This window comes from Bacillus sp. jun7, from assembly GCF_051034795.1.
Lineage (GTDB): Bacteria > Bacillota > Bacilli > Bacillales > Bacillaceae > Bacillus > Bacillus velezensis.
This window is the reverse complement of sequence record NZ_CP093219.1, coordinates 3,492,176-3,505,773: the sequence shown is the minus strand read 5'-3', so window position 1 is coordinate 3,505,773 and position 13,598 is coordinate 3,492,176. Positions and strand designations below refer to the sequence as shown.

At 44.6% G+C, this 13,598-nt stretch carries 13 protein-coding genes; 4 read left to right on the top strand and 9 right to left on the bottom strand.

Annotation, left to right across the window (positions count from 1 at the left end):
• Positions 1-104: 104 nt before the first annotated feature.
• From MJQ52_RS17425 to MJQ52_RS17415, 3 genes are all read right to left on the bottom strand, one after another.
• Complete coding sequence (locus MJQ52_RS17425) at positions 105-323, bottom strand: alpha/beta-type small acid-soluble spore protein (RefSeq protein ID WP_003152415.1); 219 nt, start codon at positions 321-323, stop codon at positions 105-107.
• Between the two features lie 80 nt (positions 324-403).
• Positions 404-1,609 (bottom strand): tRNA uracil 4-sulfurtransferase ThiI, encoded by a 1,206-nt coding sequence (gene thiI / locus MJQ52_RS17420; protein ID WP_032858466.1) that lies wholly within the window; start codon positions 1,607-1,609, stop codon positions 404-406.
• A 3-nt stretch (positions 1,610-1,612) separates the two neighbouring features.
• Positions 1,613-2,758, bottom strand: coding sequence for a cysteine desulfurase family protein (locus MJQ52_RS17415; RefSeq protein ID WP_094247657.1), 1,146 nt, complete (start codon positions 2,756-2,758; stop codon positions 1,613-1,615).
• A gap of 193 nt (positions 2,759-2,951) precedes the next feature.
• On the opposite strand from MJQ52_RS17415, the gene brnQ reads away from it, so the two are divergent.
• A complete protein-coding gene (gene brnQ, locus MJQ52_RS17410) occupies positions 2,952-4,292 on the top strand; it encodes a branched-chain amino acid transport system II carrier protein (protein WP_003152412.1) in 1,341 nt (446 codons plus the stop codon).
• Positions 4,293-4,405: 113 nt separating this feature from the next.
• Here brnQ and ezrA read toward each other — a convergent pair whose 3' ends face one another.
• Positions 4,406-6,097: a septation ring formation regulator EzrA gene (gene ezrA, locus MJQ52_RS17405; RefSeq protein ID WP_094247656.1), complete on the bottom strand. Its 1,692-nt coding sequence runs from the start codon at positions 6,095-6,097 to the stop codon at positions 4,406-4,408.
• Positions 6,098-6,292: 195 nt separating this feature from the next.
• Here ezrA and hisJ point away from each other — a divergent pair, with 195 nt between their 5' ends.
• Positions 6,293-7,105, top strand: a complete 813-nt coding sequence (hisJ, locus tag MJQ52_RS17400; protein WP_094247655.1) for a histidinol-phosphatase HisJ — start codon at positions 6,293-6,295, stop codon at positions 7,103-7,105.
• Here the strand turns inward: hisJ and refZ are convergent.
• Entirely contained in the window at positions 7,095-7,718 is a 624-nt protein-coding gene (refZ, locus tag MJQ52_RS17395) for a forespore capture DNA-binding protein RefZ (RefSeq protein ID WP_007408038.1), read from the bottom strand. The genes hisJ and refZ overlap by 11 nt on opposite strands.
• Before the next feature lie 125 nt (positions 7,719-7,843).
• On the opposite strand from refZ, the gene MJQ52_RS17390 reads away from it, so the two are divergent.
• Positions 7,844-8,326, top strand: a complete 483-nt coding sequence (locus MJQ52_RS17390; RefSeq protein WP_025853271.1) for a GAF domain-containing protein — start codon at positions 7,844-7,846, stop codon at positions 8,324-8,326.
• Positions 8,327-8,360: 34 nt separating this feature from the next.
• On the opposite strand, the gene MJQ52_RS17385 is transcribed toward MJQ52_RS17390, so the two are convergent.
• Positions 8,361-10,109, bottom strand: a complete 1,749-nt coding sequence (locus tag MJQ52_RS17385; protein WP_094247654.1) for a sensor domain-containing diguanylate cyclase — start codon at positions 10,107-10,109, stop codon at positions 8,361-8,363.
• 290 nt (positions 10,110-10,399) lie between these two features.
• On the opposite strand from MJQ52_RS17385, the gene rpsD reads away from it, so the two are divergent.
• On the top strand, positions 10,400-11,002 hold the full coding sequence (rpsD, locus tag MJQ52_RS17380; RefSeq protein ID WP_003152406.1) for a 30S ribosomal protein S4: 603 nt from the start codon (positions 10,400-10,402) through the stop codon (positions 11,000-11,002).
• Positions 11,003-11,146: 144 nt separating this feature from the next.
• Here the strand turns inward: rpsD and MJQ52_RS17375 are convergent, their stop codons facing one another.
• The 3 genes from MJQ52_RS17375 to MJQ52_RS17365 form a co-directional block, all read right to left on the bottom strand.
• Complete coding sequence (locus tag MJQ52_RS17375; protein WP_162886258.1) at positions 11,147-11,296, bottom strand: PhrK family phosphatase-inhibitory pheromone; 150 nt, start codon at positions 11,294-11,296, stop codon at positions 11,147-11,149.
• 133 nt (positions 11,297-11,429) lie between these two features.
• Positions 11,430-11,987 (bottom strand): SMI1/KNR4 family protein, encoded by a 558-nt coding sequence (locus MJQ52_RS17370; protein WP_070082214.1) that lies wholly within the window; start codon positions 11,985-11,987, stop codon positions 11,430-11,432.
• Positions 11,988-12,000: 13 nt separating this feature from the next.
• Positions 12,001-12,984, bottom strand: coding sequence for an HNH endonuclease signature motif containing protein (locus MJQ52_RS17365; protein WP_063636783.1), 984 nt, complete (start codon positions 12,982-12,984; stop codon positions 12,001-12,003).
• Positions 12,985-13,598 lie beyond the last annotated feature (614 nt).

The following is a 13,598-nucleotide window of genomic DNA, read 5'->3' as shown; positions in this document are numbered from 1 at the left end:
CCATTACAATAAAAATATGCATAAATTGCTTCCCGCTTCTATCTATACTCATGAAAAAAGAGCGGGGAATTCCCCGCTCTCTTAGCCATTATGTGAAATTGTGATTAAAACTGCTGCTGGCTGCTTCCGCCCATGCTTTGCTGAGCAAAAGAGACAAGACGTTTTGTGATTTCTCCACCGACAGAACCGTTGGCGCGAGAAGTTGTTTCCGGTCCAAGGTTTACACCGAATTCAGAAGCGATTTCGTACTTCATTTGGTCGATAGCTTGAGCAGCGCCTGGCACTAAAAGCTGGTTGCTGTTTCCGCTGTTTGATTGTGACATGTGTATCACCTCCTTGTGAGTATAGAATGTGATAAAACACATGTCTTCATTCAAAAAAACTTTGGTAATTGTATACAGTTTTAAAACAGGCCGGCAAACTTATCGTGAGCTTCCTGCTCTGAGTAAACAGTGATGGTTTCGATGCCGGCAGCGGCCTCTGCAATCAGCGGTTCAAAATCAACGAAGCTTTCGAAGTGCTCGATTTTTTCTTTTTTCGGACGTGTTTTCGGACTTGGCGGCGTAAAGATGGTGCAGCAGTCCTCAAACGGCTGAATGCTTGTTTCATAAGTGCCGATTTCTTTTGATTTCTCGATGATTTCTGTTTTGTCCATTCCGATTAAAGGGCGCAAAACCGGTGTTGCCGTCACGGCATTGATCGCATACATGCTTTCAAGGGTCTGGCTCGCTACCTGCCCGAGGCTTTCCCCCGTAATGATCGCGAGCGCTTTTCGTTCTTCTCTGATTCTGTCCGCGATTTGCAGCATAAGACGCCGCGTCGCCGTCATCGTATAGTTTTCCGGGATTTGTTTTTGAATGAGTTCCTGCGTCTTTGTAAACGGCACGATATGAAGTGTCATACTGCCGCCGAACTTCGCGAGGCATCCCGCGAGATCCATGACTTTCTGCTTTGCCCGTTCGCTCGTATACGGCGGACTGAAGAAATGTACGGCTTCAACTGATAATCCCCGTTTCATCGCGTAAAAACCGGCGACCGGACTGTCAAAACCGCCGGAAAGCATCAGCATCGCTTTACCCGCGGAACCGACAGGAAGGCCTCCGGCGCCTTTTTCGTTACGAATGGTCAGGAATGTCGCTTCCTCCCTGATTTCAATCCGAAGCGGAATATCAGGATTTTTCACATCGACGGTTAATCCATCCGTGTTTTTCAAAATATGGCCGCCGATTTCAGCGTTCATCGCATTCGTATCTAATTCAAACTGCTTGTAAGCCCGTTTGGTCTCGACCTTAAACGTATTCCCCGGTTTATATTCGCCTTCTATCGCGGCTAAAGCCGTTTTTTTAATGTCTTCCAGCTTGCTTTCGCATTTAATTGCGAGACTGAAACTTTGAATGCCGAATATATTCTTTAATAAGGAACAAATTTCCTCCGGGTTTTCTCCATTAAGTGTAATTGACATCCGGTCCCGGTTTGAAAAGTATTTTACTTTTTTATAATCCTTTAATACCAGGCGGATATTTTGTTTTAATCTTTCAATAAAACTGCGTCTGTTTTTTCCTTTTGTGGATATTTCACCAAAACGGATTAAAATATGATCGTAATTCATATGCTACCTCATCATTTTTTTTAGTTTTTGAACAGCCGGCACTAGCGCGGCCATAAACGGCTCCGTGATGTCAGCCGTATGGCTGAAGTTCAGGCTGACTCTGATGCTGCTTGATGCAACCTGTTCGCCTTTATTCATTTGCAGAAGAACACGGCTCGGTTTGTGCTCTCTTGCCGAACATGCCGCGGTTGTGGAGACATATATTCCTTTTTCCTCAAGCATGTGCAGCAGCACTTCCGCCTTCACGCCCGGAACGGAAAAATTAATGATATGCGGCGCGCTGTTTTCGGCGGGAGTGTTGATGACGACCCCGTCCGTCCCGCTCAGCCTTTCCACGAGCGCATTCTTGGCAGCCTCAACGGAAGAAAGCCGCTCATTCATGTCACGCGCGGAAAGATTGATCGCTTTCGCAAGGGAAACGGCGCCTGCCGTGTGTTCTGTTCCGGCCCGGACGCCTTTTTGCTGCGAGCCGCCCGTTATAAGCGGAATGAGCCGCGTTCCTTTTTTGACGATAAGCGCTCCGGTCCCTTTTAAGCCGTGAAACTTATGCCCTGAAACGGTGCAAAGGTCAATGCCCGCTTCTTCTATAGACAGAGGAACTTTATGAATGCCCTGCACATGATCAACATGAAACAGAATATTCCGGTGCTGCTTCAAAAACCCGCCGATTTCCTTTACGGGCTGAATGGAGCCGACTTCGTTATTGACATGCATGACGCTGACGATTATCGTATCCGGCCTGATAGCCGATTTGACGTCTTTCAAAGAAACGAAGCCGTTTTGATCGGCCGGAAGATATGTGACTTCAAAGCCGAACAGCTCTGTCAGCTGATCAAGCGTCTCCGTCACAGAAGGATGCTCAATCGCCGAAGCAATGATATGTCTTCCTTTACTCATGTTTGCCCAGGCCGCTCCCTTTAACGCAGCGTTATTCGCTTCAGTCGCGCCTGATGTAAATACAATATCATAATTTTTTAAACGTAAGGTTCTTTTTATTTGCTGAGCGGCCGCTTCAAGGAGCTGTTCCGTCTCAGTTCCTAACTGGTGCAGAGACGAAGGATTGCCGAAATAACGGCTGCTCGTCTGTTTATACACTTCCAAAACCTCTTCATACGGCTCGGTCGTTGAACTGTTGTCTAAATATATCATTTTTTTTACTCCTTTTATGAAAACGGTACATCGTATGATATTTATGCTACCATAACAAAAGTAAATAGAAATTTGCAATAAATCGAGTATTGACTTCTCTGTACATTGCCATATAATAAGTAATGTTCGTTTTGTTATATTATCTGACAATTAATTGACAGAATATTTCAACATAGTATTTAGGAGGACTTTTATGAAACACTCACTACCTGTCAAAGATACCGTTATTATCGGTTTCATGCTCTTCGCACTTTTTTTCGGGGCAGGAAATATGATATATCCGCCGGAGCTTGGGCAAGCGGCGGGGCATAATGTCTGGAAAGCGATGGGCGGTTTCTTACTGACCGGCGTAGGACTGCCGCTTTTGGGTATTATCGCCATCGCATTAACAGGCAAAGACGCGAAAGGACTTGCCGATAAAGCTCACCCGGTATTCGGCACTATTTTCACCGTTGTGCTTTATTTATCAATCGGGCCGCTTTTCGCGATTCCGAGAACCGGAACCGTTTCATATGAAATCGGTGCAGTTCCGTTTTTAAGCGGCATCCCGGAAAGATTATCTTTATTTGTTTTCACGTTGATCTTTTTTTCTATTACGTATTATTTAGCTCTTAACCCGTCCAAAATCGTGGACAGAGTCGGAAAGATTTTGACTCCCATTAAATTCGGTATCATTTTAATCATTGTCGTAAAAGCCATAGTCACTCCAATGGGCGGGCTGGGCGCCGTACATCAGGCATATTCCGGAACGCCGGTGTTCAAAGGATTTTTGGAAGGCTATAAAACAATGGATGCGCTCGCCTCAATCGTCTTCGGCGTCGTTGTCGTCAACGCTGTTAAAAGCAGGGGCGTCACCCAGCGTAAAGCGCTCGCGGCCGCTTGTATTAAAGCGGGTCTGATTGCAGCGGCGGGTTTGACATTCATTTATTTATCTTTGGCCTATCTGGGAGCGACAAGCACGGACGCTGTCGGGCCGCTCGGCGAAGGCGCAAAGATTTTATCAGCTTCATCTGATTACCTGTTCGGTTCACTGGGAAACATCGTTCTCGGCGCCGCCATCACCGTTGCGTGTTTAACGACAAGCATCGGGCTTGTCACATCTTGCGGCGAATATTTTTCAAAATTGATTCCCGCTTTATCATACAAAATGGTGGTTACGATTGTCACGCTGTTCAGTCTGGCGATTTCAAATTTCGGACTTGCTGAGATTATTGCATTTTCAGTTCCTATTTTATCAGCCATTTATCCGCTGGCGATTGTCATTATCGTCCTTTCCTTTATTGATAAAATCTTTAAGGAAAGACGCGAAGTCTATATCGCCTGCCTGATCGGAACGGGACTGTTCAGTATCCTGGACGGTTTGAAGGCAGCAGGCATTCCGCTCGGATCATTAGATTCATTCTTAAACGCAAATCTTCCGCTTTACAGCATGGGAATCGGCTGGGTGCTTCCGGGCATTGCCGGAGCGATCATCGGCTGCATCATCACGTTTTTTATCAGCCCGCCCATCGAATTAAATAAAGCAAAATCGTAACATTCAGCGCCTGCGGTTTGATGTATATCAGCCATAGGCGCTTTTTATATTCCGTGAGAAACAAAAAAACTGCACCTCTGATTTCCATCAGGGTGCAGTTTTTGCTTGTGCGTCTATGAAGCAGATTGATCAGCTTTAATTTTTTTCACGGCGCCGGGAGCTGCTTTTTCAACAGCAGCTGCTGCCATCTCATAAGCTTCATTATAGCTGTAAGCGTAAAACAGCCGTTCCGCTTCTTTCAGCTGTTCGGATAAAATATGATTCTGGCTTCGGAAGCGGTTGCCGTACTGGATGATCCGCTCAATCAGCTTCACCTGAATCACAAGTTCTTCCGCCTCTTCGCTGACTTCCGCAACCACCTTTTCAGCTTCGGTCAGATGTTTGGCGGCTTCCTCCATGTTTAACGGCAGCTCTTCCAATTGGCTGACGGTTTCTTCTATATGATGATTTGCCGTCTCGAGCTTGTCCTTGACTTGTTCAGGAATTCCCGGCACGTTGCTTTTTTGCAGCATTCGGGCCGTGTCAGAAATGGTTTTCCGAAGATTCATCAGCGTTTCCCGCGCCTGCAGTTCTTCTTTTCTGAGCGCCTGCAGATTTTCACGGTATTCGGCATGTTCTTTCTGAGCCTCTTCCATCTGCTTTTCGATGGCCTCGACTTCTTCAATCAGCAGCGAGTAAGCGACATGCTCGCCGTCAAGCTTTTCTCTCGCCTGCTCAAGGAGCCGGCCGATCGTTTCCAGCTGTTTTTCGAAAGCATGCTGTCTGCCGATTTCTCCCGCCGTCAGCTGATAGCTTTCCTTGACGAGCTCCGTTTCGGTTTTTGTGCGGTCTTTTTCTTCCTCAAGCTTCTCATACGCGATGATCAGCTCAGGCATTTTGCTTAATACGGACTGTCCGGCTTCCACTTCTCCTTCCAGCTGTTCATACATTGATTGAATGGTTTCATCAATCAGCTGAAGAATGGCGGACGCTTCGTCGACATCTAATTCTTCCAAAAGCGCGCTTTCGGCCCGTTTCAATTGATTTGTGAGTGTCTCCAGCTCTTTTTCAATTTGAATATGCTCCAATTTGTAGCCTTTTTCCGTCATTTCCCGGTAGCCGTCTTTCAGCTTGGCAATTTGGTTCGGCACGGTCTGTTTACAGTCCGCGAGCAGTTTCGGAACGTCATCTATGTATGTTTGAAGCTGATCCAGTCTGCGGTCCTGTTCAAGCAGCACTTTTCTCGCTTTGATGTAATTGCCGCTTTCCGTCTCTTCTTCGAACTTTTTTATGCCGCTCCAGATTTCGTCGAGATCCGTCTCCAGGCTGTTATATAGCTCTCCGTAGAGATGGCTGTACGCCAGAAGGTTTTTTCGCGCTTTTGAATACCGCTCACGCACCTCTTCAATCTCTCCGCGGCTTTTTTCCTCGCTCGTCACAAGATCGCTGATCTCACGCAGTATGCCTTCTATATTTGATTCGGCTGCAGTGAGGAGGTCGTCGATGTGGACAAGCACCTGATTCGCTTTTTTGAACCGGTATTTGTCGGCGTTCTCTTCGGCATCATAAAGGAGCTCTTCTACTTTCGGCAGATGGGCTGTGACAATTTCATCCCACTCTTCGCGCCATCTTTCAAAGAACTCTTCCGTCTCTCCGGTCATTTTCAGATGTTTGATCTTGGACATTTCTTCCACTATCGAACGGTTTAAAATTTCAATCTTCCATGACTCCAGCCGGTCAATTTCCGTATAAATTTTTTTCCTGAAAAAGTAGCCCGCCGCAAAGAGCGCGAGCAGTATAACCAATAATCCGATGACTAACTCCATAATGAGCCCCCTTGTTGTTCTCTTAATCTGTCAGGGTGTTTTATGTATTCAGAAAGATTTCAATATATGTATTGAGAAAATCTGTCGTTTTCATTGTTATTATGATACCATGTAACCAACATTTTTTGACCAGAAATCAAAAACTTTTTGCATAATTTCGGCAGGATTCTGCAATTTTTTAATGGAGTGACACAAATGGAAAAACGAGACGCTCATATCCACACGCCTTTTTGCCCTCACGGCTCGAAGGATGCGCTGAAAGAATATGTCGAAAAGGCCCTGGAAAGAGGCTTTGACTCGATCACATTTACAGAGCACGCCCCCCTTCCTCCGTCATTTCAAGATCCCGTACCGCTTCAGGACAGCGCGATGGATCTCAGACAGATGGAGGTTTATTTGGAGCGGCTTTCACAGCTGAAAAAGGAATACGATGGACAAATCAGCATTCTGACCGGGCTAGAAACTGATTTTATCACAGGGTATGAAGAGGAAACCGCGGCGTTTCTGAACACGTACGGCCCCTCACTGGATGACGGCATTTTATCCGTTCATTTTTTGAAGACCGGTCCGTCTTATATCTGCCTCGATTTTGACGAGCACGCGTTTCAGCAGCTTGCCGCGCACTTCGGAAGCGTTGAAGCCGTATATGAACAATACTATGAAACTGTGTATTCTTCCATTGTAACACCTCTCGGCCCCTTTAAGCCAAAACGGGTCGGCCATATCACGCTCGTCAAAAAATTCGCACGCCTTTTCCCTTACAGCATTTCACCTCAAATAAGAGAGCTTGCGGCCCGCTGTCTTGACGCCGTGAAAGAACACGGAATGGAGCTGGATGTGAATACATCCGGGCTCAGAAAGAAGTTTGCCGGGGAAGTATACATGGAGGATTGGATGGCTGAGACGGCGAAGCAAAAAAAAATCCCGCTCATATTCGGGTCGGACGCCCATCAAGCGGAAGATGTCGGCAGTTCCTATGAAACGTACAAAAGCATCATTACTTCATAAGCGCCGCATCAGGCCGTCGGAACACGCTTTCGATCCAGATCTTCACCTCTTCAAAATACCTTTTATAAAAGTACGGTTCATGAGGCTGCATATAGAGCACCTCCGTAATGTATTGAGGCTGAAGATACGGCATCATCAAGAGGGATTTCAACTGCAGAATAAAATGCGGCACGGGCAGCGTCAGCCGTCTGTGGCGTGACTGCCCTTCTTCAATCACCAGCTGGAAAATATATTTTTCTTTCATTAAGTAAGTAGACATAATTTCCCTGATAAGCACGGAATCAATCGTCACTTCCCGGTACACAAACCGCGTTAATTGACGGTTATCGTGCTGATAGGATAAAATATCGAAAATCACCCGCAGGATGCGTTCCTGCGCGTCTTCACCGTTCATACTGACGGCGGCTTTTTCCAGCGCTTCAGTATAGCCTTCGTAAAACTCGGAAACTAAATGTTCCATTAATCCGCCTTTCCCTTTAAAATAGTAGGAGATGTGCGCAACATTTACATCAGCTGACTTTGCGATTTCACGGACGGACGTGCCGGAATAACCTTTTTGGTTAAACAGCTGGACAGCGGCGTTAATAATTTTGTCTTTGGTGCTTACTTTCATACGGCTCACCCCTTTATGTGTAACAATTCAAGCAGAAAGGCGCCGTTCCTGTAAGAACTTCTCGACAAATGCCGGCAGAACGGCCGGAACTTTGTTTGATATTATAGAAAAAGTGAGGGTTTTCCATGTTTCATGTCGAAAAACAATCCGGAGATAAAGAAAAAAGTTATCAGCTTCTGCTTAAACAGCTCGAAGCCATGACAGAAGATGAAACGGATGCGATCGCAAATTACGCGAATGCATCAGCGCTTTTATACCATTCATTACATGAAGTCAACTGGGCGGGGTTTTACTTTGCGAAAGAGGGCGAGCTCGTGCTCGGACCGTTTCAAGGACTTCCTGCCTGTGTGCGCATCCCGTTCGGCAGAGGCGTATGCGGCACTGCCTACTCTAACGGCGCCGTGCAGCGGATTGCCGATGTGAATGCGTTCCCGGGACATATCGCCTGTGACGCGGCTTCCCAGTCAGAAATCGTCCTCCCGATCCGCGTAAACGGTGAAGTGATCGGTGTGCTGGACATTGACAGCCCTGTGAAAAACCGTTTTGATGAAACGGACGAAGCCTATTTAGCAAAGTTTGTTGAAACGCTTGAAAAACGATTAGGATAAAAAAAGGAGCCCGGCCGGCAGGCCGGCTCCTTTTTTATGTCGTCGTGCTGTTTTGATGGATGATCAGCCGGTTTTTGCCGTTCCGTTTGGCGATATAAAGCGCCTCGTCCGCTTGCTGAACGAGCATTTTCAACGGCATCGGGCCTGTCTTTGACCAGCAGGAAACGCCGCAGGAAATCGTCACGCGCGGCTCGGTGTTTTCCCGGATGGCGCGAACAAGCCTTTTAGCGATGCGTTCTCCGGATGACACGTTGATATTCGGCAGATAGACAGCCAGCTCCTCGCCCCCCCACCTTGCAGCGACATCGTGCTCACGAATATGGTTTTTCATAACGGAGGCCACCTGAATCAGGATCGAATCTCCCGTTTGATGACCGTATGTATCATTAATGGTTTTGAAATTATCGATATCAACGAGGATGAATACACCCCGTTTATGAATTTTCATGCTGTATTGAATTTTCTCATCCAAATAGGTTCTTGAATACAGCTCCGTCAGCTGGTCTGTCTGAACAAGATGCTCAAGCCTGTCGCGCAGCATGGAGTTCGTGACCGCCAATGTCGCATGGTGAATGAGCGCTTGAAAAAGCTTATACATTTCAAACGTAAAAGCATACAAATCCTTTTTCAATAAAATCGCGAACCCGAAGACGGTGTCATTTTCGATCATCGGCACCGCCATCAGCGAGCCGAAGCCATTTTCGCCGAATACAGTCTTTCCGCTGCCGATAAACACGCCCTTTTCTCCCTCGAACAGCTTTTCTTTCACAATGCTGATATAGGGGTTCGCACGTTCTGTCTTAAAAAAAGCGGTATGTCCCGGAAGCAGATTTTGCGTCTCAAAATGATCAATATGAAAAAAAGCCACTTCTTCCGCATGAAATGATTGGGTCATAATGGCGGCGAGTTCCCGCATCGTGTCAGTGAGTCTGAGGCGCTGATTCAGCTGGCGCGATGTTTCATTAATGAGCTCCAGATTCGCAATGCTTTTTTTCGATTGCTCATAGAGCTGCGCATTTTCAAATGCTTTTCCCGCTGCGCCCGCAAGCAGCAGCATTTCACTGAGAGTACTGCACGAAAGAACGGCATCCTGCAGCCCCTCCGTCTTCAGAACCCCGTAAGTCCCCTGCTGGCCTTTGATCGGCAGGTAAGCAGATGACCTGCCTTTTCTGAGCAGTCTCCCCGATAAATAAACCTTCAGGGCAGACGGATCGGCATCTTTTCCATCCATATGTAATTCTTTTGCGGAAAGCTGTCTGTCCGTATCCTGATCCTGCGTGATAAACAGTGAAAAGCGGAAAGACCGGAAAGCCGTACTCAAACTTGCCTGCAGTTTTTCCAAAACCTCATTTTGATCCAAAAGCGAATGGAACATTTCTGTCATTCTGTGAATTTTCCGCTGATGCTTCGTTTTGTCAAACAGCCCGCTTTGTCTCACAGATTGATTGATAAACTGAGTAACGATCTCAGGCAATGATTCCGGGATCGGCAGCCCGCCTTCCGAGCGCAGATAAAAGGATCTGCCGGACGTCTGATTCCTGATCATAAAACGGCCGTCACTCTCTTTCAGCGGAGCATAATGCGGTTCATCTTCTGTTTTTATGGTGAAACGTGTTGATTCTGCCGGTGAAAGGGTCAATGAAAGAGATGTAAAGCAGGATTCTAGAGCTGAGGCCAGCCATAACAGCGAGTCGGATAATGAGACGGATTCAGATTTCGTTAAGAAAAAAGAAAGCATTTTCTGATGAAAGGCCGTCACTTCATCAATTGTTTGTTTTTTCATTTTTATCACCTAAACATGTACTACTCATTTTTGTACATTATATCATAAACCGGCACTCTTCATGGAGAAATGGTTGACGGCGGCGGGGAAAAATCATATAATGTTCTTTGTGTGAAATATTGCAGCCTTTTTGTTCAGCTTCTGTGTTTGCATTTTGTTCCTTAGCTGTAAGGTGTATCGTGTAACTCTCTGCTGCTGGAGCGAGGATACATGAAAACAAAATGTGCACGGTCGGATCGAACAGACGGTTTTTATTTTCCACAAAATAAAACCAAAGGAGGAGTCACATTATGGCTCGCTATACAGGTCCATCTTGGAAACTGTCCCGCCGTTTAGGAATCTCTCTTAGCGGTACAGGTAAAGAATTAGAAAAACGCCCTTACGCACCAGGTCCCCACGGTCCGGGACAGCGTAAAAAACTATCAGAATACGGTTTGCAATTGCAAGAAAAGCAAAAACTTCGTCACATGTACGGTGTAAACGAACGTCAATTCCGCACATTGTTTGACAAAGCTGCAAAAATGACTGGTAAACACGGCGAAAACTTCATGATTCTTTTAGATGCACGTCTTGATAACGTTGTGTACAAGCTCGGTCTTGCACGCACTCGCCGTCAAGCTCGCCAATTAGTTAACCACGGTCACATTCTTGTTGACGGAAGCCGCGTTGACATTCCGTCTTACCAAGTAAAACCTGGTCAAACAATCGGTGTTCGCGAAAAATCAAGAAACCTTTCTATCATCAAAGAATCTGTAGAAGTAAACAACTTCGTTCCTGAGTACCTTACTTTCGACGCTGAAAAGCTTGAAGGTACATTCACTCGTCTTCCAGAGCGCTCTGAGCTTGCTCCGGAAATTAACGAAGCGCTTATCGTTGAGTTCTACTCCCGTTAAGTAAAACGCTCTTTAAAGAGCATTGGATTAAACCCCGGACATGTTGTCAATGACAATGTTTCCGGGGTTTTTCTTTTGGGCTGTCAGAATGGTGGACAGATGCTCCCTCTCTTTATTAAAAAAAGCCCCGGACAGGGGCTTTTTTTATGTGCCAACTGGCCGCTCTGCTAATTGCAGAGTACCGACCGGGCGCTCTGTTATCTTAACATCCGATGATGCATGATTCATTTTGACTGCAGCTAAACCACTTAACGTAACGAAGGTGAGAGCTGCACAAAGAATAACTTTTTTCAATTACAATCCCTCCAGGTGCCTCATTTTCTCCTCGGCTAAAATATCATGCTTAGAAAATTCAATGCTTCTTTTATAAGGCATTATTGTTCCGGCTGTTTATCCTGATGGGCTTAAATCGGTCGTATACGAATGATTAAAGCTCATCACTCTGGTGAGTTCTGTAATAATTTTCAGCAGTGTAAATATTCCACTCCCAAAAATTTGCTCCTTGAGACAAGATATACCTATCTAAAAATATCTCAAAATTAAGTTGCATGGGTTCATACTCGACAAATCCGTGGAACCATAAATAGTTTGGATCTGTGGAAATATTGGTTTTGTCAATTAACAAATAACATCCGTCTAACAGATGTGCGACAGGAATAAACTGAGGCTCTAAAAAACCATTTTGCATATACTTTTCAATCTCTTCTAAATTAAGAATATGCAAACCCCCACCCACATTCTCACCGTAAATCAACGATTCAAATATTCTGGCCCCATTATGCAGTTTCAAAAAAGCTTTATAGTCATTAGGGAGCGAAACATTTATTTTCTTTTCAAAAAGTGCAATCTCTTCGTCTGTGGCACCATTAGAAAAGGTACACTCCACTTCAGCCAGATCTCCTTCACTTCGTAAAATTTTTAATTGTCTTTTTTCATTAAGTAATTCTTTTAAGCCATTTAATGTTTTTTCAATAAAAATCGCCATTGCGCCACCTCTTTTAATACTTCATCCACCAAGGGTTTACAATTTGTTGATGTATATCTCTTGTCAGTGGGTACAAGTTGTTAAAGCTGTTATTCCCTCCATATTCTCTCGGAAGCACATGGTGAATATCAAATTCTGACCATTTCCACTTTGGATTACCATATTTTTCGATATATTTCTTTATATAATTATCTCGATCCTTCGAGCTGTCCCATTTTACTCTATCTTCAAGTGGGATTTTAGGGAAATTTGCTTTAGCCGGTAAAGGCATTGTTTTATTGTTGTGAGTATTTATTATTTTTGGATACAGCCATGCTATTTTATTCGCAAGAGCAGGAGCCAACGTTCCAGTTGAAGTATCAGGTAGTGAGCCTTTCCAGCCGGCTACTGAAGTATGTTGGGACATAAAAAACTTTGTCTTTTTTGGATAATACGACTTTGAATATGATTTACCTACTTTAATGTCTTTTCCTAAAAATTCTCTGTTATGGAGAAAAACCCTTCCATATTTTCCGCTATAAGTGTTACTTTCATATAAATCGTTTCTTGCTTCAATGACTATAGGCTTTTCGCCAACTATGCTTGCTATTTTTATTGTAGTTGTGATGGATTTTTTGTTGGGGTCATATATTGTTGTGTAGGACATCGTAACTAAGCTAGCTGCTTTAGTGTGCGCTTTCTCTTCTTTTTTCTCAACGACTGGCACATTAACAATATTGTTTTCTTCTTTAGCTAGGGGGTTCTTATACGTTATTTCATTGTGGCTATCCTGCTTGGCAAGTTGTCGTGCCTCCTTAATGGCAGAAACCTGGTCATCATTATTGCTCTTAGCCACTCCATTCTTATCTACTGTTAAAGTTTCTTTTTCTTCAAAGGTTACTGGTTTTGCTAATCCAAACGAGTCCTCTTGTGTTGCTTTCGTTTGTGGCGAAAATCCAATAGTAGCAATCAATAAAGTTACGACCAGAAAGCAAATTGAGTTATTTAACAATTTCATACAAATCCTCCTTAATTTGTTTTCTAGTCTAACATACTATATTTTTACTTTTATTTCAACAATATGTAAAATAATCCTGACCATTTAAATAGGAATCTCATTTGAGAAATCCTAAAATACCTGTTTTAGTAGAGATTCGCTCTTTACTTTTGTTTCCGATCCAAATACCGTCAAGGATTGCATATGCCGTTTATGCTTTTTTATCCGAGAAGCTTATATTCGAACTTCGTTTTCTGACTTCTCCCCACCGCTTCTTTCCGGTTGCTCCGTTTTGTGGAACTTTAAACAGATCGTTTATTACTTCATCCCTTAATGCAATGCTATGGTGAACCGTATTCGCTTCCGTTACCAATCCACGATGACAGCATTCACAACACAAATAGCCGTCCCTAACCAGAACGACTTTTCTTACTCGCTTCCAGCTTGCTGTATTATAGATTTTGTCTAATTCGTCAAGTTGCCTTGCCATGCTTATTCCTTTTCTGATTTACCTGAACAGACTACACACGACAAGCAGAAGAACGTGAGCGCAATAAACCATGACGTCTCAAATGAGTGCGCATAAATTGTTTCCATGCTCAATCTCCTTTACTCAACATAATAAAAGTTTCCGC

Bases quoted from the DNA above. Each gene is read 5' to 3' on its own strand.
- MJQ52_RS17425 (WP_003152415.1), bottom strand. From the start codon at position 323: ATGTCACAATCAAACAGCGGAAACAGCAACCAGCTTTTAGTGCCAGGC.
- thiI (WP_032858466.1), bottom strand. From the start codon at position 1,609: ATGAATTACGATCATATTTTAATCCGTTTTGGTGAAATATCCACAAAA.
- MJQ52_RS17415 (WP_094247657.1), bottom strand. From the start codon at position 2,758: ATGATATATTTAGACAACAGTTCAACGACCGAGCCGTATGAAGAGGTT.
- brnQ (WP_003152412.1), top strand. From the start codon at position 2,952: ATGAAACACTCACTACCTGTCAAAGATACCGTTATTATCGGTTTCATG.
- ezrA (WP_094247656.1), bottom strand. From the start codon at position 6,097: ATGGAGTTAGTCATCGGATTATTGGTTATACTGCTCGCGCTCTTTGCG.
- hisJ (WP_094247655.1), top strand. From the start codon at position 6,293: ATGGAAAAACGAGACGCTCATATCCACACGCCTTTTTGCCCTCACGGC.
- refZ (WP_007408038.1), bottom strand. From the start codon at position 7,718: ATGAAAGTAAGCACCAAAGACAAAATTATTAACGCCGCTGTCCAGCTG.
- MJQ52_RS17390 (WP_025853271.1), top strand. From the start codon at position 7,844: ATGTTTCATGTCGAAAAACAATCCGGAGATAAAGAAAAAAGTTATCAG.
- MJQ52_RS17385 (WP_094247654.1), bottom strand. From the start codon at position 10,109: ATGAAAAAACAAACAATTGATGAAGTGACGGCCTTTCATCAGAAAATG.
- rpsD (WP_003152406.1), top strand. From the start codon at position 10,400: ATGGCTCGCTATACAGGTCCATCTTGGAAACTGTCCCGCCGTTTAGGA.
- MJQ52_RS17370 (WP_070082214.1), bottom strand. From the start codon at position 11,987: ATGGCGATTTTTATTGAAAAAACATTAAATGGCTTAAAAGAATTACTT.
- MJQ52_RS17365 (WP_063636783.1), bottom strand. From the start codon at position 12,984: ATGAAATTGTTAAATAACTCAATTTGCTTTCTGGTCGTAACTTTATTG.